Genomic DNA, 19,944 nt, shown 5'->3' with positions numbered 1-19,944 from the left:
TGCGATGACGACATTTCATTCGCTTACCGTGGCGAAAGTGGAGCCGGAAACCCGCGATGCGGTCACCATCACCTTTGCCATTCCCGACGCGCTGCGTAATGCATACGCCTTCCGTCCGGGCCAGCATCTGACCCTGAAAGCGCGCCTTGGCGGGGAAGAGCTCAGGCGCTGCTACTCCATTTGCCGCAGCCGCTCGCCGGGTGAAATCAGCGTGGCGGTGAAGGCCATCGACGGCGGGCGCTTCTCGCGCTATGCCCAGAGCGACATTCAGCAAGGCATGGCGCTGGACGTGATGGTGCCGCAGGGCCATTTCGGCTACCAGCCGCAGGCCGGGCGTTGCGCTGACTACCTGGCGATTGCCGCCGGCTCCGGCATTACGCCGATGATGGCGATTATCGACGCCACCCTCGCCACCGAAGTCGACAGCCGCTTCACGCTGGTTTACGGCAACCGCAGCAGCCACAGCATGATGTTCCGTCAGGCGCTGGCCGACCTGAAAGACCGCTATCCGCAGCGTCTGCAGGTGGTGCACCTGTTCAGCCAGGAGTCGATGGACAGCGATCTGCTGCAGGGGCGCATCAACGGCGACAAGCTGCGCGAACTGGCCGCCCATCTGCTGGACTTCAGCCGCTTCGAGCACGCCTTTATCTGCGGCCCGGCGGCGATGATGGATGAAGCGGAGATCGCCCTGCGCGAGCTGGGCGTACCGGAGGACGCGATTCATCTGGAACGTTTTAATACCCCGGACAGCCGCGCCAGGCGGGCTACCGGCGTCCAGGCGGAGGGCCGCGCGGTCACGATTCGTCAGGACGGCCGCGATCGAACCATTGCCCTGAGCGCGGAGGATGACAGCATTCTTGACGCCGCGCTGCGCCAGGGGGCGGACCTGCCGTTTGCCTGCAAGGGGGGCGTCTGCGCCACCTGTAAATGCAAAGTGCTGCGCGGCGAGGTGGCGATGGCCGCTAACTACAGCCTTGAAGCCGACGAACTGGCGGCGGGCTACGTGCTGAGCTGTCAGGCGCTGCCCACCAGCGACGATGTGGTTGTCGACTTTGACGCGCGGGGGATGGCATGAGCGAACTGTTCATTGCTCGTCACGCGCGCGTACTGCAGCTGACGCTAAATCGCCCGCAGGCGCGCAACGCTTTGAATAACGCGCTGCTGACGCAGATCGCCGACGTGCTCGACGCGGCGGCGCTGGACCCGTCGGTCTGCGTCTGCGTCATCAGCGGTAACGAACGCTTCTTTGCCGCAGGGGCTGACCTGAACGAAATGGCGGAAAAAGATCTGCCCGCCACGCTCGATGATATTCGCCCGCGGCTGTGGGCGCGTATCGACGGCTTCAGTAAACCGCTGATCGCTTCGGTTAACGGCTATGCCCTCGGCGCCGGATTCGAGCTGGCGCTGCTCTGCGATCTGATCGTCGCCGGCGATAACGCCCGCTTCGGCCTGCCGGAAATCACCCTCGGCATGATGCCGGGCGCGGGCGGAACCCAGCGCCTGATCCGCTCCGTCGGTAAGGCGCTGGCCAGCCGGATGGTCTTGAGCGGCGAAAGCATTGATGCCCATCAGGCGCAGCGGGCGGGGCTGGTATGCGAGGTTTATCCGCCAGCGCTCACCGATGAATACGCGCTCGGCCTGGCGGCAACCGTGGCTCGCCACTCGCCGCTGGCGCTGCGCGCGGCTAAGCAGGCTTTGCGGCTGTCGCAGGAGGTGAGCCTGCAGGCCGGGCTTCAGCAGGAGCGCCAGCTGTTTACTTTGCTGAGCGCGACCGAAGATCGCCGCGAAGGCATCGACGCCTTTTTACATAAACGTACTGCGGAATTTAAAGGACGCTAATCGTGGAAGCTTTTATTCTCAGCGAAGTGGAGCAGGGCGTGATGACGATTACCCTTAATCGCCCGGACCGTCTGAACAGTTTTAACGACCTGATGCACCAGCAGCTGGCGGCGTGCCTGAAACAGGCCGAACGCGACGACAGCGTGCGCTGTTTACTGCTGACCGGCGCCGGGCGCGGTTTTTGCGCCGGGCAGGATTTAAATGACCGCAACGTTGACCCCAGCGGACCGGCGCCGGATCTCGGCTTATCGGTTGAGCGTTTCTACAACCCCCTGGTGCGCCGTCTGGCGGCGCTGCCGAAACCGGTGATTTGCGCGGTGAACGGCGTCGCGGCGGGCGCGGGGGCTACGCTGGCGATGGGCTGCGATATCGTGCTGGCGGCGCGTTCAGCGAAGTTCGTTATGGCGTTCAGCAAGCTTGGTCTGGTGCCGGACTGCGGCGGCAGCTGGTTTCTGCCGCGCGTGGCGGGGCGCGCGCGGGCGATGGGGCTGGCGCTGCTTGGCGATAGCCTGAGCGCGGAGCAGGCGGCGCAGTGGGGGATGATCTGGCAGGTGGTGGATGACGCCGAGCTGAAAGACACCAGCCTGGCGCTGGCCCGGCACCTGGCCGCCCAGCCGACCTATGGCCTCGGGCTGATTAAAAACGCGCTGCGGCTGGCGGAAACCCAGACCCTGGACCAGCAGCTTGACCTGGAGCGCGACTACCAGCGCCTGGCCGGACGCAGCGCCGACTATCGCGAAGGCGTCAGCGCTTTTCTGGCGAAGCGTCCACCTCACTTCAGCGGGAAATAGCCGATGAGCACAACGTTACCTACCGTCGCGGTGATAGGCAGCGGCACCATGGGCGCCGGCATTGCCGAAGTGGCCGCCGCCGCCGGGCATCCGGTACTGATTTACGACATCGCCCCTGAGGCGGTGGTTCGCGCCATCGACGGGATTCGCCAGCGGCTGGCCTCCCGCGTCAGCCGCGGCAAGCTGGCGGCGGAACAGGCCGGGGCGCTGCTGTCGCGTCTGGCACCGGCTGAGGATCTGAGCGCTTTAGCCCGTGCGGAGTTGGTTATTGAAGCCGCCTCCGAGCGCCTGGACGTGAAAAAAGCGCTGTTCAAACAGCTGGCCGAAATCTGCTCCCCGTCAACGCTGCTGGTCAGCAACACGTCGTCGATATCGATCACCGCCATCGCCGCGGGAATAAAACACCCGGAGCGGGTCGCCGGGCTGCACTTCTTTAACCCGGCCCCGGTAATGAAGCTGGTGGAAGTGGTCAGCGGCCTGGCCACCTCGGCGGAAGTCGTTGAACAGCTCTGCCAGCGGGTCAGCGACTGGGGAAAACAGCCGGTTCGCTGCCGCTCAACGCCCGGCTTTATCGTCAACCGCGTGGCGCGGCCTTTTTATGCCGAAGCGTGGCGAGCGCTGGAGGAGCAGGTCGCCGCGCCGGAGGTGATTGATGCCGCCCTGCGCGACGGCGGCGGTTTTCCCATGGGGCCGCTGGCGCTGACCGACCTGATTGGCCAGGACGTCAACTTTGCGGTGACCTGTTCGGTATTTAACGCCTTCTGGCAGGACCGCCGCTATCTGCCGTCGCTGCTGCAGCAGGAGCTGGCGCTGGCCGGACGGCTGGGTAAAAAGAGCGGGCAGGGGGTCTACTGCTGGCCTGGCAAAGCGCAGCCTGAGCTGGCGCTGGCCGCCGTATCGGCAGAACGCGCAGCAAAGCGCATAAAACGTGACGTTGTCACCGAGCTGGACGAGGTGCTGCTGCTGGAAACGACCGGCGAAACCGCCCTGGCATTAAGCATCCAGCACGGCCGTCCGGTGGTGGTCTACGACCATAGCGCAGGCGATACGGTGGTGCTGGCCAGCGCGGAAACCACCTCTCAGGCGGCGATCGATAAAGCGACTTTCTATTTTCAGCAGCAGGGCAAAAAGGTGCTGCAGATCGCCGACTATCCCGGCCTGCTGGTGTGGCGGACGGTGGCGATGCTGGTTAACGAAGCGCTGGACGCGCTGCAGAAGGGCGTCGCCAGCGCGGAGGATATCGATACCGCCATGCGTCTGGGCGTCAACTACCCGCGCGGCCCGCTGGCGTGGGGTGAATCACTTGGCTGGGGCCGGGTGCTGCGGCTGCTGGAAAACCTGCAGCGGCACTACGGCGAAGAGCGCTATCGCCCCTGTTCCCTGCTGCGCCAGAAGGCGCTGATGGAGAGACATCATGAGCAATGAAGCCTGGCACAACGCCCGCGCGATGTACGAGAACGATAACTGTGCGAAAGCGCTGGGAATTGAAATTATCGAGATGGACCAGGGCTACGCGCAGATGACCATGGCGATCACCCCGAACATGCTCAACGGCCACCATACCTGCCACGGCGGACAGCTGTTTTCGCTCGCCGATACCGCCTTCGCCTACGCCTGCAACAGTCAGGGGCTGGCGGCGGTCGCGTCGGCGGCGAGCATCGATTTTCTGCGTCCGGCCTTTGTCGGCGAGCTGCTGACCGCGACGGCGAGAGTTAAGCATCAGGGCAAGCTGACCGGGGTCTATGACATAGAAATTGTTAACCAACAGCAAAAAGTTGTCGCTCTGTTCCGCGGTAAATCGCACCGCATCGGCGGCACAATCACAGGAGAAGTCTGATGCGCGACGCCTTTATTTGTGACGGGATCCGCACGCCGATTGGCCGCTACGGCGGGGCGCTGGCCAGCGTGCGCGCCGACGACCTCGCCGCCATCCCGCTGCGCGAACTGCTGAGCCGTAACCCGAAGTTCGATCCGGCATCGATTGATGATGTGATTCTCGGCTGCGCCAACCAGGCTGGCGAAGACAACCGCAACGTGGCCCATATGGCGACGCTGCTGGCGGGCTATCCGCACACCGTACCCGGCACCACCATTAACCGTCTGTGCGGCTCCGGTCTCGACGCTATCGGCTTCGCCGCACGCGCCATCAAAGCCGGAGAGGCGGATCTGATGATCGCCGGCGGCGTCGAGTCCATGTCGCGCGCACCGTTTGTGATGGCCAAAGCCAGCGCCCCCTGGCAGCGCCAGGCCGAGCTGTTTGATACCACCATCGGCTGGCGTTTTGTGAACCCGCTCATGCAGCAGCGATTTGGCACTGACAGCATGCCGGAAACGGCGGAGAATGTAGCTGAATTGTTAAATATCAGCCGCGCCGATCAGGACGCTTTCGCTTTCCGCAGCCAGCAGCGGACGGCTCAGGCCCAGCGCGACGGCATTCTGGCGCAGGAGATCGTACCGGTAAACGTTGTCGACAGGAAAGGAGCGGTAAACGTCGTGCGCGACGACGAGCATCCGCGGGCGGACACCACCATTGAACAGCTTTCGCGGCTAAAAACGCCGTTCCGTCAGGGTGGCGTAGTGACCGCGGGTAATGCCTCCGGCGTCAACGACGGCGCCGCGGCGCTGATTATCGCCAGCTCGCAGCAGGCCATCGTCCAGGGGCTGACGCCGCGGGCGCGTATTGTGGCGATGGCGACGGCGGGCGTCGAGCCGAAGCTGATGGGGCTTGGACCGGTACCGGCGGTACGTAAAGCGCTGGAGCGCGCCGGGCTGAGTATAAACGATATGGATCTGATTGAGCTGAATGAAGCCTTCGCCGCCCAGGCGCTGGGCGTGCTCAGACAGCTGGGGCTGGAGGATGATGCCCCGCATGTTAACCCCAACGGCGGCGCCATCGCCTTAGGCCATCCGTTGGGAATGAGCGGCGCCCGGCTGGCATTAAGCGCCAGCCTGGAGCTGCAGCGCCGCGGCGGGCGCTATGCGCTGTGTACGATGTGTATTGGCGTGGGTCAGGGCATTGCCATGATCCTTGAGCGAGTGTGAGCGAATCTACCTGCGAGTACCCTACAAAATGACAACGATAACTCAATTAGACCCGATTGAAACCGCATCGCGCGACGAGCTACAGGCCCTGCAAACCCAGCGTCTGAAGTGGACCCTTAAGCATGCGTATGAGAACGTGCCGATGTATCGCCGTAAATTTGACGCGGCGGGCATTCATCCTGACGATTTTCACGAACTGAGCGATCTGAGCAAGTTTCCCTGCACCACCAAGCAGGATCTGCGCGACAACTACCCCTTTGATACCTTTGCGGTGCCGATGGAGCAGGTGGTGCGTATCCACGCGTCTTCGGGCACCACCGGCAAGCCGACGGTGGTGGGCTATACGCAAAACGATATTGATAACTGGGCCAATATTGTCGCCCGCTCCCTGCGCGCGGCGGGCGGGACGGCAAAAGACAAAATTCATGTCGCCTACGGCTATGGCCTGTTTACCGGCGGGCTGGGCGCCCACTACGGCGCGGAGCGTTTAGGCGCGACGGTCATTCCCATGTCCGGCGGGCAGACTGAAAAACAGGCGCAGCTGATCCGCGATTTCAAGCCGGATATGATTATGGTGACGCCGTCCTACTGTCTGAACCTGATTGAAGAGCTGGAGCGCCAGATGGGCGGCGACGCCAGCGGCTGCTCCCTGCGGGTGGGCGTGTTCGGCGCGGAGCCGTGGACCCATGCGATGCGGGCGGAAATCGAACGTCGTCTGGGGATTTCGGCGCTGGATATCTATGGCCTGTCGGAGGTGATGGGGCCGGGGGTGGCGATGGAGTGTCTGGAAACCGCCGACGGTCCGACGATCTGGGAGGATCACTTCTACCCTGAAGTGGTGAATCCGGACACCGGTACGCCGCTGGCGGACGGCGAACACGGCGAGCTGCTGTTCACCACCCTGACCAAAGAAGCGCTGCCGGTGATCCGCTACCGCACCCGCGACCTGACGCGACTGCTGCCGGGCACCGCCCGCACCATGCGCCGGATGGATCGCATCAGCGGGCGCAGCGACGATATGCTGATTATCCGCGGCGTGAACGTCTTCCCGTCGCAGCTGGAAGAGGAGATCCTCAAGTTCGAACATCTGGCGCCGCACTATCAGCTGGAAGTCAACCGCCGGGGCCATCTTGATTCACTTTCGGTGCGCGTGGAGCTAAAAGAGAGCGGTCTGGCGCTGAACCACGAGCAGCGCTGTCAGATTTGCCACCAGCTGCGCCACCGGATCAAGTCGATGGTGGGGATTTCGACCGATATCAGCATTGTTAACTGCGGCAGCATTCCGCGCTCCGAGGGTAAGGCCTGCCGCGTGTTCGATCTGCGCAAGGTGGCCGCTAACGGATAACGCATTCTCCCGGAGGCGGCGCATTGTGCCTGTCCGGGCTACCCGATGCCGCAACTCCCGTAGCCCGGGTAAGGCGTTTACGCCGCGACCCGGGGAGAGTGCCGGGGTTGATGTATCAGCTCGGCCTCTTCCCGGCTCGCGCTGCGCTTAGCCGGGCTACGTGTTCATCGCCGTCTGCGGGCCGGTAGCCCGGGTAAGGCGTTTACGCCGCGACCCGGGGAGAGTGCCGGGGGGGATGTATCAGCTCGGCTTCTTCCCGGCTCGCGCTGCGCTTAGCCGGGCTACGTGTTCACCGTCGTCTGAGGGGCGGTAGCCCGGGTAAGGCGTTTACGCCGCGACCCGGGGAGAGTGCCGAGGGGGATGTATCAGCTCGGCCTCTTCCCGGCTCGCGCTTGTATGATTACTCCGTCAGAAAGAACCGGCCAGTTCTCTCTGATGGCGGTCCGGATGCCGTGTCCGGGCTTAGGCTTTCGCGCCTGTTCCGTAGATCCTTTGCACCGGACCGCCGTTCTTTCTCATGTGATAAACCGGACAGTATCATGGACCGGCTTTCACCGGTAACCCGTATTTGCAAGGTTGGTTTCACTATGGAAAATGAACTCCACTTCATCGGTATTGATGTCGCCAAAGCTAAACTGGATGTCGATATTCTTCGCCCTGATGGCCGGCATCGCTGTAAAAAATTTGACAATACCCTCTCCGGACACGAAGCGCTGGTCCGCTGGCTTCGCGGCCATGACGTGAACCGTGCCCATGTCTGCATGGAGTCCACCAGCACCTACATGGAAGACGCGGCCGCGCATCTGAGTGATGCCGGGTATACCGTGTCCATCATCAACCCCGCCCTCAGTAAAGCTTTCGCACAGAGTGAGGGGTTGCGCAGTAAAACTGACAAAGTGGACGCCCGTATGCTGGCTCACTTCTGCCGGGAAAAACGCCCGTCAGCCTGGGAGGCCCCTCATCCGACAGAGCGGGCACTGAAAGCCCTGGTGTTAAGGCATCAGGCGCTGACAGAGATGCAGACGCAGGAGAAAAACCGGCGGGAAACCGCGCCGGAGGTTCAGCTGGCCAGCATTGATATCCTGCTGGGATGTCTGAGCGCGGAGCTGGCGCGTATCGAAAAACAGATAAAAGACCTGACGGATAACGACCCGGATATGAAACGACGGCGGAAGCTGCTGAACAGTATTCCGGGCATCGGGGAGAAAACAGCGGCTGTTCTGCTGGCGTATACGGGCCTGAGGCTGAAGTTCGGTACAGCGCGGCAGTTCGCGGCGTATGCAGGACTGACGCCGGTGCAGCATGAGTCGGGAAGCAGCGTGATGCGGGCGAGCCGGATGAGCAAAGCGGGGCCGGTTCAACTGCGCAAGGCGTTATACATGCCAGCGTTATCGGCGCTGTACCATACGGCGTGGGGAAAAGCGTTCAGGAAAAGGCTGGAAGAGAGCGGAAAGCGGGCAAAAGTCATCATAGGGGCGATGATGCGAAAGCTGGCGCAGGTGGCTTATGGAGTACTGAAGTCAGGAAAGGCGTTCGATGCGTCACAGCATGAGCTGTTGATAGCGTAACAACGTTCCCTGAGAAAAAACGACAGCACCAGAGAGTGCTGTCGTTGGTGTGCCTGTCATCCGGGAGCCGGAGAAAGTATCGGCAACTAAAAATGGTTGCAGGCGTTCACAGTATCTACCCGATGCCGCAACTCCCGTAGCCCGGGTAAGGCGTTTACGCCGCGACCCGGGGAGAGTGCCGGGGTTGATGTATCAGCTCGGCCTCTTCCCGGCTCGCGCTGCGCTTAGCCGGGCTACGTGTTCATCGCCGTCTGCGGGCCGGTAGCCCGGGTAAGGCGTTTACGCCGCGACCCGGGGAGAGTGCCGGGGGGGATGTATCAGCTCGGCTTCTTCCCGGCTCGCGCTGCGCTTAGCCGGGCTACGTGTTCACCGTCGTCTGAGGGGCGGTAGCCCGGGTAAGGCGTTTACGCCGCGACCCGGGGAGAGTGCCGAGGGGGATGTATCAGCTCGGCCTCTTCCCGGCTCGCGCTGCGCTTAGCCGGGCTACGTATTCTTCATCGTCTGCGGGGCGGTAGCCCGGGTAAGGCGTTTACGCCGCGACCCGGGGAGTGTGCCGGGGCTGATGTATCAGCTCTGCCTCTTCCCGGCTCGCGCTGCGCTTAGCCGGGCTACGTATTCACCGTCGTCTGCGGTCCGGTAGCCCGGGTAAGGCGTTTACGCCGCGACCCGGGGAGTGTGCCGGGGTTGATGTATCAGCTCTGCCTCTTCCCGGCTCGCGCTGCGCTTAGCCGGGCTACGTATTCACCGTCGTCTGCGGTCCGGTAGCCCGGGTAAGGCGTTTACGCCGCGACCCGGGGAGTGTGCCGGGGTTGATGTATCAGCTCAGCTTCTTCCCGGCTCGCGCTGCGCTTAGCCGGGCTACAAATTCACCGTCTTCTGTGGGCCGGTAGCCCGGGTAAGGCGTTTACGCCGCGACCCGGGGAGTGTGCCGGGGTTGATGTATCAGCTCAGTTTCTTCCCGGCTCGCGCTGCGCTTAGCCGGGCTACGTATTCACCGTCGTCTGCGGGGCGGTAGCCCGGGTAAGGCGTTTACGCCGCGACCCGGGGAGTGTGCCGGGGCTGATGTATCAGCTCAGCCTCTTCCCGGCTCGCGCTGCGCTTAGCCGGGCTACAAATTCACCGTCGTCTGCGGGCCGGTAGCCCGGGTAAGGCGTTTACGCCGCGACCCGGGGAGTGTGCCGGGGCTGATGTATCAGCTCAGTTTCTTCCCGGCTCGCGCTGCGCTTAGCCGGGCTACGTGTTCACCGTCGTCTGCGGGTCGGTAGCCCGGGTAAGGCGTTTACGCCGCGACCCGGGGAGTGTGCCGGGGCTGATGTATCAGCTCGGCCTCTTCCCGGCTCGCGCTGCGCTTAGCCGGGCTACGTGTTCACCGTCGTCTGCGGGCCGGTAGCCCGGACAGGTGCGCAGCACCGCCTCCGGGATTTCCTGTGCTATGATTCAAAAAGGACAAAAATCACAACAGAATGAATCAGATGAGTAAACTCGACACCTTTATTCAACAGTCCGTCGCCGCGATGCCCATTAGCGGGACCTCGCTTATTGCTTCTTTATACGGCGACGCCTTGCTCCAGCGCGGCGGAGAGGTCTGGCTCGGCAGCGTGGCGGCGCTGCTGGAAGGGCTCGGATTCGGCGAACGATTCGTGCGTACCGCGCTGTTCCGCCTGAATAAAGAAGAGTGGCTCGATGTGGTGCGCATTGGCCGCCGCAGCTTCTACCGCCTCAGCGACAAAGGCCTGCGCCTGACCCGCCGGGCGGAGCATAAAATCTATCGCGCCAGCGCCCCGGAGTGGGACGGTACCTGGCTGCTGCTGCTGTCGGAAGGGCTGGAGAAGAGCACTCTGGCGGAAGTCAAAAAACAGCTGCTGTGGCAGGGATTTGGCGCGCTGGCGCCGAGCCTGCTGGCTTCGCCATCGCAGAAGCTGGCGGACGTGCAATCTCTGCTGCACGAAGCGGGCGTAGCGGAAAACGTTATCTGCTTCGAAGCGCATTCCCCGCTGGCGCTCTCCCGGGCGGCGCTGCGCGCTCGCGTTGAAGAGTGTTGGCATCTTACCGACCAGAACGCGATGTATGACGCGTTTATCACCCTGTTTCGACCGCTGCTGCCGCTGCTTCGCGACTGCGAGCCCGCGGAGCTGACGCCTGAACGCTGCTTTCAAATTCAGCTCCTGCTGATTCACTTCTATCGCCGGGTGGTGCTGAAAGATCCGCTGCTGCCCGAAGAACTGCTCCCCGCGCACTGGGCCGGACAAACCGCGCGCCAGCTGTGCATCAATATTTATCAACGCGTTGCGCCCGGCGCGCTGGCGTTTGTCGGCGAGAAGGGCGAAAGCTCGGTGGGGGAACTTCCCGCGCCGGGGCCGCTCTATTTCCAGCGCTTCGGCGGGCTGTCGGGCGTATAAGGAGGCACCATGCCCATTTATCAGATTGACGGTATGACGCCGGTTGTACCGGACGAAAGCTATGTTCATCCCACCGCCGTGCTGATTGGCGACGTGATCCTCGGCAAAGGGGTCTACGTCGGCCCTAACGCCAGCCTGCGCGGCGATTTTGGCCGTATCGTGGTGAAATATGGCGCTAACATCCAGGATAACTGCGTGATGCACGGCTTTCCCGGCCAGGACACGGTGGTGGAAGAAGAGGGACATATCGGCCACGGCGCGATTCTGCACGGCTGCACCATCGGCCGCAACGCGCTGGTGGGGATGAGCGCGGTGATTATTGACGGGGCCAGGATTGGGGAAAACAGCATCGTCGGCGCTTCGGCCTTTGTGAAAGCCAACGCTGAAATGCCCGCCAACCATCTGATTGTCGGCAGTCCGGCAAAAGCCATTCGTACATTAAGTGAACAGGAGCTGGCCTGGAAGAAGCAGGGGACGCGGGAGTATCAGGTGCTGGTGGAGCGCTGCAAACAGACGCTGCATCAGGTGGAACCGCTCAAAGAAGCAGAGCCGGACAGAAAGCGGCTGATCTTTGACGAGAATTTGCGGCCGAAATCATCATCCTGAGGGGCAAAATCATGGCAGAGAAATTATCCGCTCAGTGCCACTGCGGCGCGGTGGCGTTTACCGTTGAGCTTAGCGATGGTTTCAACACCGTTCGCCGCTGTAACTGTTCATATTGCCGGATGCGTGGGGCGGTTGCGGTCTCCGCGCCGCTTTCAGGAATAGAGGTGGTGCGCGGACGGGATAAGCTCACGGAGTATCGTTTTAATACCGGTCAAGCCGTGCACTTTTTCTGCTCGGTATGCGGGATCTACACCTTTCATCAGCGGCGTTCAAACCCGCAGCAGTACGGCGTGAATGTGGCCTGCATTGACGGCGTGTCGCCCTTCGATTTTCCCTGCGTGGAGGTCAACGACGGCGTGAATCATCCGAAAGATGGCGGCGGTGGCGTGGTGGGGTATTTGCGCTACGAGAAAAAATGAAACTCTCCTCCCGCCGGGAAGCGGGAGGAGTCAACTCTTACGCGGCTACAACGCTGTCGATAGCGGCTTTCGCATCAGACTGCGCTTTCGCTGCGACTTCCGGGCCGTAGGCGATGCCTTCAGCAAACACGAAGTTCACATCGGTAATGCCGATAAAGCCGAGGAAGGTGGAGAGGTAAGGGGTCACCAGATCGGTCGGGGTATCTTTATGGATACCGCCGCGGCTGGTGACGACAACCGCACGTTTACCTTTCACCAGACCTTCCGGCCCTTTCTCGGTGTAGCGGAAGGTCACGCCAGCGCGCGCCACCAGGTCGAAGTAGTTTTTCAGCTGGGTCGGGATGTTGAAGTTGTACATCGGCGCCGCGATAACAATCACATCGTTCGCCTGCAGTTCAGCGATCAGTTCGTCAGAAAGCGCCAGCGCTTCCTGCTGACGCGGCGTCAGCGGCGCGTCGCTCGGACGCAGAGCGCCAACCAGCTCACCGTCCAGTACCGGAATTGGGTTTGCAGCCAGGTCGCGCACGGTGATAACGTCTTCCGCGTGCTTTTCACGCCATTGTTCAACAAAATAGTCGGACAGCTGACCAGATTGCGAGTACCCTGCCAGAATACTGGATTTCAGAACTAATACTTTGCTCATGGGTGTTTCCTTTTTTAATGTGATTGACGGGCCGATGCCCTGGTGCTTGTTGACACTCTATTCACAATCATGCCACAGAGAAAGCGCAATAAATCGAACTCTGTATTCAGTTTTTTTGAACAAGGCACGAAATGCGCGGATGTGGTACTCTAACGCAATACTTCAAAAGAGATTTTTCCCGGCAGTGCGCTGCCCGATAACGCTATGACAGAACAACAAAAAATAACCTTCTCATCGCTCTTTGAACGGCTTGATGGCCTGATGCTGCGCGATAAGTCGCGCTTCGCCCGTCGCCTGCACGGCGTGAAGAAGGTTAAAAATCCTGATGCCCAACAGGCCATTCTTCAGGAGATGGCGCAAGAAATTGAACAGGCGGCAGGGAGAGTCCTGCTGCGCGAAGCCGCGCGGCCGGCGATCGCTTATCCGGAAAACCTGCCGGTTAGCCAGAAAAAACAGGAGATTCTCGAAGCCGTTCGCGATCACCAGGTGGTAATTGTGGCGGGGGAAACCGGGTCGGGGAAAACCACCCAGCTGCCAAAAATTTGTATGGAGCTGGGGCGCGGCGTTAAAGGCTTAATTGGCCATACGCAGCCGCGTCGCCTGGCCGCGCGTACCGTCGCCAACCGTATCGCCGAAGAGCTGCAAACGGAGCCCGGCGGCTGCATCGGCTATAAAGTTCGCTTTAGCGACCACGTCAGCGATAAAACCATGGTTAAGCTGATGACCGACGGTATTCTGCTGGCGGAAATCCAGCAGGACCGGCTGCTGATGCAGTATGACACCATCATTATCGATGAAGCGCACGAACGCAGCCTCAATATCGACTTCCTGCTGGGTTATTTGCGGGAACTGCTGCCCCGTCGCCCGGATCTGAAAATTATTATCACCTCGGCGACCATCGACCCGGAACGCTTCTCGCGCCACTTTAACAACGCCCCGATTATCGAAGTGTCCGGGCGCACCTACCCGGTAGAAGTGCGCTATCGACCCATCGTTGAAGACGCCGACGACACCGAGCGCGATCAGCTGCAGGCGATTTTCGACGCCGTTGATGAGCTCGGGCGTGAAAGCCCCGGCGATATCCTCATTTTTATGAGCGGCGAGCGCGAAATTCGCGATACCGCCGATGCGCTCAATAAGCTGAATCTGCGCCATACCGAAGTGCTGCCGCTGTATGCGCGACTGTCCAACAGCGAACAGAATCGCGTGTTCCAGGCCCACAGCGGGCGGCGGATAGTGCTGGCCACCAACGTCGCGGAAACCTCGCTGACCGTGCCGGGCATCAAGTACGTTATCGATCCAGGCACCGCGCGTATCAGCCGCTACAGCTTCCGGACCAAAGTACAGCGCCTGCCGATTGAGCCGGTTTCCCAGGCGTCGGCTAACCAGCGTAAGGGCCGCTGCGGCCGCGTCTCCGAAGGGATCTGTATTCGTCTTTATTCTGAAGACGACTTCCTGTCGCGTCCGGAGTTTACCGACCCGGAGATTCTGCGCACCAACCTGGCGTCGGTTATTCTGCAAATGACCGCGCTCGGGCTCGGCGATATTGCCGCGTTCCCGTTCGTTGAAGCGCCGGACAAACGCAATATTCAGGACGGCGTGCGCCTGCTGGAAGAGCTGGGAGCGATTACCACTGACGAACAGCAGACCGCCTATAAGCTGACGCCGATGGGCCGCCAGCTGAGCCAGCTACCGGTGGACCCGCGTCTGGCGCGCATGGTGCTGGAAGCGCAAAAACACGGCTGCGTGCGCGAGGCGATGATTATCACCTCGGCGCTCTCTATTCAGGATCCGCGCGAGCGGCCAATGGACAAGCAGCAGGCGTCCGACGAGAAACACCGCCGCTTCCACGACAAAGAGTCCGACTTCCTGGCGTTCGTCAACCTGTGGAACTACCTGGGCGAGCAGCAAAAAGCGCTCTCCTCGAACCAGTTCCGCCGCCAGTGCCGGGTCGATTTTCTCAACTACCTGCGCGTGCGCGAGTGGCAGGATATCTACACCCAGCTGCGTCAGGTGGTCAAAGAGCTCGGCCTGCCGGTCAATAGCGAGCCGGCGGAGTATCGCGAAATTCACACCGCGCTGCTGACCGGTCTGCTGTCGCACATCGGTATGAAAGACGCCGACAAGCAGGAGTTTACCGGCGCGCGCAACGCCCGCTTCTCCATCTTCCCCGGATCGGGGCTGTTTAAAAAGCCGCCGAAATGGACGATGGTCGCCGAACTGGTGGAAACCAGCCGCCTGTGGGGGCGCATCGCCGCGCGCATTGAGCCGGAATGGGTCGAGCCGGTGGCGCAGCATCTGATCAAACGCTCGTACAGCGAACCCCACTGGGAGCGCGGGCAGGGCGCGGTGATGGCGACGGAGAAGGTGACCGTTTACGGCCTGCCGATTGTCGCTGCCCGCAAGGTCAACTACAGCCAGATTGACCCGGCGCTATGCCGCGAGCTGTTTATTCGTCACGCGCTGGTGGAGGGCGACTGGCAGACTCGCCACGCTTTCTTCCGCGAAAACCTGAAGCTGCGCAACGAAATTGAAGAGCTGGAGCATAAATCGCGCCGTCGCGACATTCTCGTCGATGACGAAACGCTGTTTGAGTTCTACGACCAGCGCATCAGCCATGACGTCATCTCCGCGCGCCACTTTGATAAATGGTGGAAGCAGGCCAGCCGCGAGACGCCGGATCTGCTCAACTTTGAAAAGAGCATGCTGATTAAGGAAGGCGCGGAGCAGGTCAGCAAGCTCGACTATCCGAACTTCTGGCATCAGGGCAACCTCAAGCTGCGTCTGACCTATCAGTTCGAGCCGGGCGCCGACGCCGACGGCGTGACGGTGCATATTCCGCTGCCGCTGCTCAACCAGGTGGAAGAGGCCGGGTTTGAGTGGCAGATCCCGGGGCTGCGCCGGGAGCTGGTTATCGCCCTGATTAAATCGCTGCCGAAGCCGGTGCGCCGCAATTTTGTCCCGGCGCCAAACTACGCGGAAGCGTTTCTCGGCCGCGCGACGCCGCTGGAGCTGCCGCTGCTGGATTCACTGGAGCGCGAGCTGCGGCGGATGACCGGCGTGACTATCGACCGCGAGGCCTGGCAATGGGATCAGGTGCCCGATCACCTGAAAATCACTTTTCGGGTGGTGGACGAGAAAAACAAGAAGCTGCAGGAAGGGCGTTCGCTGCAGGATCTGAAAGATGCGCTGAAAGGTAAGGTGCAGGAGACGCTGTCCGCGGTCGCCGATGACGGTATCGAGCAGAGCGGGCTGCATATCTGGAGCTTTGGCCGGCTTCCGGAGAGCTACGAGCAGAAGCGCGGTAACTACAAAGTTAAGGCCTGGCCGGCGCTGGTGGACGAACGCGACAGCGTGGCCATCAAGCTGTTTGATAATCCGCTGGAGCAGCAGCAGGAGATGTGGCGCGGCCTGCGCCGCCTGCTGCTGCTGAATATCCCGTCGCCGATAAAGTATCTGCACGAAAAGCTGCCGAATAAAGCCAAGCTGGGGCTCTATTTCAACCCCTACGGTAAAGTGCTGGATCTGATCGATGACTGCATCGCCTGCGGCGTGGATAAGCTGATTGACGAAGCGGGCGGCCCGGTATGGAGCGAAGAGGGCTTTGCCGCGCTGCATGAAAAGGTGCGCGCCGAGCTGAACGAGACGGTTGTGGACATTGCCAAACAGGTCGAACAGATCCTGACCGCGGTCTTTAACGTCAACAAACGCCTGAAAGGGCGCGTGGATATGACCATGGCGCTGGGGCTGTCGGATATCAAATCGCAGATGAGCGGGCTGGTGTATCGCGGTTTCGTCACCGGTAACGGCTTCCGCCGCCTTGGAGACACGCTGCGCTATCTGCAGGCGATTGAAAAACGGCTGGAGAAAATGGCCATCGATCCGCACCGCGACCGCGCGCAGATGCTTAAAGTGGAGAGCATCCAGCAGGCGTGGCAGCAGTGGCTGAATAAGCTGCCGCCTCAGCGCCGTCAGGATGACGACGTGCAGGAGATCCGCTGGATGATTGAAGAGCTGCGCGTCAGCCTGTTCGCCCAGCAGCTCGGCACGCCGTATCCGATTTCCGACAAGCGGGTACTGCAGGCAATGGAGCAGATTACGGCCTAGGCCGCCGCTTTCCCCGGTGGCGCAGGCTGCCGGGGAGGGCGGATAGCGTCAGGCGTTCACCCACGCGAGGGTGAACCCATCCCAGCCTTTGCTGCCCACGGTTTGCAGGGCCGTGACCGTCAGTCGCGGGTCGCTGCCCATCATGTCGATAAACGCTCTGACGCCCTGCACCCGGTCATCCGCGCTATCCGGATTCGTCACTTCGCCATCGCGCACCACGTTATCGCCCACAATCACTGTCCCCGGACGGGAATAGCGTAACGCCCAGCGCAGATAGTGGGGATTATTGGGCTTATCCGCATCGATAAAAATGAGATCGAACGGCGGGCGCTCTCCCAGCGTTTCGAGGCTGGTCAGCGCCGGACCTTCCAGCACCGCAACGCGATCGTCCACGCCCGCCAGGCGCAGGTTCTCGCGGGCGACGGCGGCATGGTGCGCGTCGGCCTCCAGGGTAAGTAATTCGCCATCGGCGGGCAATTCTCTGGCCATCCAGATGGTGCTGTAGCCGCCGAGCGTGCCAATCTCGAGGATGCGTCTGGCGCCCGTCATGCGCACCAGCAGGGCCAGAAACTGCCCCTGATTAGCGGCAACGTCGATAGCCGGAAGCCCGGCGCGCTGGTTATTCTCCAGAACCTGGCTGAGTAGCGGATCGGTGGGGATTAACGCTGTCACGAGATAATTATCTACTGCCGACCACTGTTGTTGCATGTCAGATTTCCCGTATTACATCCCTGATGAATCAGACCAGCCGCCTCCCAGCGACCGGTACAAATCAACTTGCGCCAGCAGCAGGTTGTTTTTTACCTGTACCACGCTGAGCTGGGTGGAAAACAGCGTGCGCTGGGCGTCCAGCACGTCCAGATAGGAGGAGTAGCCGTTGCGATAGCGGTTTTGCGCGATGCGCAGCGTCTCCTGGGCCACCTTCTCCTGCGCCTGCAGCTCCGCCAGCTGCTCGCCGTAGCGGCCGATGGCATCGAGACTGTCATTCACCTCTTTAAACGCGCCGCGTACCGTTTTCTCATAGCTAAACAGCGCCTGATTGCGCTGGGCCATCGAAACGTCCACCTGGGCATTCAGCGCCTGGCGGTTGAGCAGCGGCGCCAGAATGCTGCCGCCGAGGCTCCATAAGCGTAGCGGATTATCCAGCAGGTCGGGCAGGGTGCGATCCTGCAGGCTGCCGGTGGCGGTAAGGTTAATGGACGGCAGCAGCTGCGCCTGCGATGACGCCAGGGTGGCGTCGGCGGCCACCAGCTGACGCTGGGCCTGAACGATATCCGGTCGGCGGTTGAGCAGGGTTGACGGCAGCTGGGAAGGTAGCGATAGCGGCGACAGCTGCGCGAACGCGTTGCGCTTAACGGCGTCCGGATTGGCGCCGAGCAGAAGGCTGAGCGCATTTTCCTGCTGGGCGATTTGGTGGCGCAGCGGCGGAATTTGCGCGCGCGTGGAGCGCAGTTCGGAGTCCGCCTGCATCAGCTCCAGGCGTGAGGTATAGCCCGTCTCAAACTGGCGCTTCGCCAGGTTGAAGGCATCTTCGCGCGATTTTAACGTTTGCTGCGTCACCCGCAGCTGTTCATCCAGCGAGAGCAGGGTGATATAGCCGGCCGCTACCGAAGAGGCGACGGTCAGATTCGCCGCTGCGGCAGCCGCCTTTTGCGCCTCCAGGCTGGCTTGCGCCGCGCTGGCGGCGCTGCGGTTTACTCCCCAGAGATCAACATCGTAGCTGGCGGTTAGCGCGCCTTTATACACCGTACTGTGGACCGGCAGGCCGGTAGCGGCCGACTGTGACCGCGCGCGGGTGCCGGTCAATCCGGCGTCAAGGGAGGGAAACAGGCTGCTATCGGCGGCGTAAGCCCGCGCCTGGTACTCGTTGACCCGTTCGCGGGCTATCAGCACGTCGCTGTTGTAGCGCAGCGCCTGGTCAACGTAGAGATTGAGCGTACTGTCGTGGAAGTTGCGCCACCACACGCCCTCAACCGGGCTGGAGGGGCCGACATCCGCCCGCCAGGCGGCGGGGATCTGCAGCCCGGGCGCGGCCCGTTGAACGTCGGCGGACTGGCAGCCGGCCAGCGCAAGCATAACGGCGAGAGCGAGCGGACGGATCATTGCTGCTCCTCCGCGCGGGTATCGATGGTGACCTGCACCGACATGCCCGGCCGCAGGCGCTGGCCGTTTTTCTGCCCCTCATCAACGGCGATGCGTACCGGAATGCGCTGGGCGATTTTGACAAAGTTACCGGTGGCGTTATCCGGCGAAATAGCGCTGAACTCCACGCCGGTCGCCGGGGAGATGCTCTGCACCGTACCGGTGAATTTCTCGCTGTTCAGCGCATCCACGGTAAAGGTCACCGGCTGTCCGACGCGCACCTGGGCCAGCTGGGTCTCTTTCAGGTTAGCGATCAGCCAGTGCTGCGGCGGCACCAGCGAGGTCAAATGCGTCCCGGCGGTCACGTATGCGCCAAGGCGAACGGAGATTTGCCCAAGCTGACCGTCCGTCGGCGCGATAATACGGGTGTTTTGCAGGTCTATCTGCGCCAGCTCCAGCGCGGCTTTCGCATTGGCGACGTCGGCGAGCAGCGAGTCACGATTAACGATGGTTGATTGCAAATCCTGGCGCGACATCTCCAGCGTTGCTTTGGCCTGCTCGATATCCGCGGTGCCCTGCGCCGCGCTGGCGCGGGCGGAATCGCGTTCGCGAATCGATAACGAGCCGTCGGCGGTCAGCTCCTGAACGCGTTTTAAATCCGCCTGGGTTTTCAGATTCTGCGCGCGGGCGTTTTGCAGCGCCGCTTCGTTACGGGTGATGACCGCTTCGGCGCTTTTACGCTGCTGCTGATTGTTCTTCAGCGCCGCCTCTTTCATCGCCAGCTGAGCTTCCGCCTGATGGACGCGCTGCTTATAGATGCGGTCGTCGATTTGAAACAGCACGTCGCCGGCTTTTACCTGATTAAAATCCTGGACCTTAACCTCGGTGATATAACCGTTGACCTGCGGGCTGATAAACGTGGTTTGCCCGCGAACGTAGGCGTTATCGGTAAACTGGCTTTCTCGGGTAAACGGCGGCAGCTGCCAGGCGTAGAGAATAACCAGTACGCCAACGATGCCAATGGCGGCGGCGGTAAAAATAGAGACGATGCGAATATTATTTCGGGTATTGGCCTGCTGTTTGGCCGCATCCTGCTGACTCAT

16 protein-coding genes are annotated in these 19,944 nt (G+C 61.7%); 12 read left to right on the top strand and 4 right to left on the bottom strand.

Annotated features, from left to right (window positions below; translation table 11 throughout):
- Positions 1-4 precede the first annotated feature (4 nt).
- The 11 genes from paaE (at position 5) to JLG71_RS15010 (ending at position 12,009) form a co-directional block, all read left to right on the top strand.
- A complete protein-coding gene (gene paaE, locus JLG71_RS15060) occupies positions 5-1,075 on the top strand; it encodes a 1,2-phenylacetyl-CoA epoxidase subunit PaaE (RefSeq protein WP_047723821.1) in 1,071 nt (356 codons plus the stop codon).
- Complete coding sequence (gene paaF, locus JLG71_RS15055; RefSeq protein ID WP_064358464.1) at positions 1,072-1,839, top strand: 2,3-dehydroadipyl-CoA hydratase PaaF; 768 nt, start codon at positions 1,072-1,074, stop codon at positions 1,837-1,839. The genes paaE and paaF overlap by 4 nt, the downstream gene beginning before the upstream one ends.
- Before the next feature lie 2 nt (positions 1,840-1,841).
- Entirely contained in the window at positions 1,842-2,630 is a 789-nt protein-coding gene (paaG, locus tag JLG71_RS15050; protein ID WP_046877272.1) for a 2-(1,2-epoxy-1,2-dihydrophenyl)acetyl-CoA isomerase PaaG, read from the top strand.
- Positions 2,631-2,633: 3 nt separating this feature from the next.
- The gene (locus tag JLG71_RS15045) at positions 2,634-4,055 is read left to right on the top strand and encodes a 3-hydroxyacyl-CoA dehydrogenase (RefSeq protein WP_200913564.1); all 1,422 of its coding nucleotides are present in this window, start codon (positions 2,634-2,636) and stop codon (positions 4,053-4,055) included.
- Positions 4,045-4,467 carry a hydroxyphenylacetyl-CoA thioesterase PaaI gene (gene paaI, locus JLG71_RS15040; protein WP_025107920.1) on the top strand — a complete coding sequence of 141 codons (423 nt, stop codon included), beginning with the start codon at positions 4,045-4,047 and terminating at the stop codon, positions 4,465-4,467. The genes JLG71_RS15045 and paaI overlap by 11 nt, the downstream gene beginning before the upstream one ends.
- Positions 4,467-5,672 (top strand): 3-oxoadipyl-CoA thiolase, encoded by a 1,206-nt coding sequence (gene pcaF / locus JLG71_RS15035; RefSeq protein WP_048263577.1) that lies wholly within the window; start codon positions 4,467-4,469, stop codon positions 5,670-5,672. The genes paaI and pcaF overlap by 1 nt, the downstream gene beginning before the upstream one ends.
- 28 nt (positions 5,673-5,700) lie before the next feature.
- A complete protein-coding gene (gene paaK, locus JLG71_RS15030) occupies positions 5,701-7,017 on the top strand; it encodes a phenylacetate--CoA ligase PaaK (protein ID WP_004850513.1) in 1,317 nt (438 codons plus the stop codon).
- Positions 7,018-7,604: 587 nt separating this feature from the next.
- Positions 7,605-8,585 (top strand): IS110 family RNA-guided transposase, encoded by a 981-nt coding sequence (locus tag JLG71_RS15025; RefSeq protein WP_032747738.1) that lies wholly within the window; start codon positions 7,605-7,607, stop codon positions 8,583-8,585.
- Between the two features lie 1,472 nt (positions 8,586-10,057).
- Entirely contained in the window at positions 10,058-10,984 is a 927-nt protein-coding gene (gene paaX, locus JLG71_RS15020; protein WP_187228583.1) for a phenylacetic acid degradation operon negative regulatory protein PaaX, read from the top strand.
- Between the two features lie 9 nt (positions 10,985-10,993).
- Positions 10,994-11,590, top strand: coding sequence for a phenylacetic acid degradation protein PaaY (paaY, locus tag JLG71_RS15015; protein WP_200913562.1), 597 nt, complete (start codon positions 10,994-10,996; stop codon positions 11,588-11,590).
- 8 nt (positions 11,591-11,598) lie between these two features.
- Positions 11,599-12,009 carry a GFA family protein gene (locus JLG71_RS15010; RefSeq protein WP_086074107.1) on the top strand — a complete coding sequence of 137 codons (411 nt, stop codon included), beginning with the start codon at positions 11,599-11,601 and terminating at the stop codon, positions 12,007-12,009.
- A 37-nt stretch (positions 12,010-12,046) separates the two neighbouring features.
- Here JLG71_RS15010 and azoR read toward each other — a convergent pair whose 3' ends face one another.
- On the bottom strand, positions 12,047-12,652 hold the full coding sequence (azoR, locus tag JLG71_RS15005; RefSeq protein WP_014229193.1) for an FMN-dependent NADH-azoreductase: 606 nt from the start codon (positions 12,650-12,652) through the stop codon (positions 12,047-12,049).
- A 204-nt stretch (positions 12,653-12,856) separates the two neighbouring features.
- Between azoR and hrpA the strand changes: the two genes are divergently transcribed.
- Entirely contained in the window at positions 12,857-16,759 is a 3,903-nt protein-coding gene (gene hrpA, locus JLG71_RS15000; protein WP_200913555.1) for an ATP-dependent RNA helicase HrpA, read from the top strand.
- 48 nt (positions 16,760-16,807) lie between these two features.
- Here the strand turns inward: hrpA and JLG71_RS14995 are convergent, their stop codons facing one another.
- Genes JLG71_RS14995 through JLG71_RS14985 form a run of 3 tightly spaced genes read right to left on the bottom strand, consistent with a single transcriptional unit; the run spans position 16,808 to position 19,944 of the window.
- A complete protein-coding gene (locus tag JLG71_RS14995) occupies positions 16,808-17,467 on the bottom strand; it encodes an O-methyltransferase (protein WP_200913553.1) in 660 nt (219 codons plus the stop codon).
- Positions 17,468-17,482: 15 nt separating this feature from the next.
- Positions 17,483-18,862 (bottom strand): efflux transporter outer membrane subunit, encoded by a 1,380-nt coding sequence (locus JLG71_RS14990; protein ID WP_025107915.1) that lies wholly within the window; start codon positions 18,860-18,862, stop codon positions 17,483-17,485.
- Positions 18,859-19,944: an HlyD family secretion protein gene (locus JLG71_RS14985; RefSeq protein WP_014229197.1), complete on the bottom strand. Its 1,086-nt coding sequence runs from the start codon at positions 19,942-19,944 to the stop codon at positions 18,859-18,861. The genes JLG71_RS14990 and JLG71_RS14985 overlap by 4 nt, the downstream gene beginning before the upstream one ends.

This window comes from Klebsiella michiganensis (assembly GCF_015139575.1).
Classification (GTDB): Bacteria; Pseudomonadota; Gammaproteobacteria; order Enterobacterales; family Enterobacteriaceae; genus Klebsiella; species Klebsiella michiganensis.
This window is presented reverse-complemented; position numbering and strand designations above follow the sequence as displayed.

What these genes read in the sequence shown, in the direction of transcription:
- paaE (WP_047723821.1), top strand. Translation starts at nt 5, where the DNA reads ATGACGACATTTCATTCGCTTACCGTGGCGAAAGTGGAGCCGGAAACC.
- paaK (WP_004850513.1), top strand. Translation starts at nt 5,701, where the DNA reads ATGACAACGATAACTCAATTAGACCCGATTGAAACCGCATCGCGCGAC.
- pcaF (WP_048263577.1), top strand. Translation starts at nt 4,467, where the DNA reads ATGCGCGACGCCTTTATTTGTGACGGGATCCGCACGCCGATTGGCCGC.
- JLG71_RS14995 (WP_200913553.1), bottom strand. Translation starts at nt 17,467, where the DNA reads ATGCAACAACAGTGGTCGGCAGTAGATAATTATCTCGTGACAGCGTTA.
- JLG71_RS14985 (WP_014229197.1), bottom strand. Translation starts at nt 19,944, where the DNA reads ATGAGTCAGCAGGATGCGGCCAAACAGCAGGCCAATACCCGAAATAAT.
- hrpA (WP_200913555.1), top strand. Translation starts at nt 12,857, where the DNA reads ATGACAGAACAACAAAAAATAACCTTCTCATCGCTCTTTGAACGGCTT.
- paaF (WP_064358464.1), top strand. Translation starts at nt 1,072, where the DNA reads ATGAGCGAACTGTTCATTGCTCGTCACGCGCGCGTACTGCAGCTGACG.
- JLG71_RS15045 (WP_200913564.1), top strand. Translation starts at nt 2,634, where the DNA reads ATGAGCACAACGTTACCTACCGTCGCGGTGATAGGCAGCGGCACCATG.
- JLG71_RS15025 (WP_032747738.1), top strand. Translation starts at nt 7,605, where the DNA reads ATGGAAAATGAACTCCACTTCATCGGTATTGATGTCGCCAAAGCTAAA.
- azoR (WP_014229193.1), bottom strand. Translation starts at nt 12,652, where the DNA reads ATGAGCAAAGTATTAGTTCTGAAATCCAGTATTCTGGCAGGGTACTCG.
- JLG71_RS14990 (WP_025107915.1), bottom strand. Translation starts at nt 18,862, where the DNA reads ATGATCCGTCCGCTCGCTCTCGCCGTTATGCTTGCGCTGGCCGGCTGC.
- paaY (WP_200913562.1), top strand. Translation starts at nt 10,994, where the DNA reads ATGCCCATTTATCAGATTGACGGTATGACGCCGGTTGTACCGGACGAA.
- paaI (WP_025107920.1), top strand. Translation starts at nt 4,045, where the DNA reads ATGAGCAATGAAGCCTGGCACAACGCCCGCGCGATGTACGAGAACGAT.
- paaX (WP_187228583.1), top strand. Translation starts at nt 10,058, where the DNA reads ATGAGTAAACTCGACACCTTTATTCAACAGTCCGTCGCCGCGATGCCC.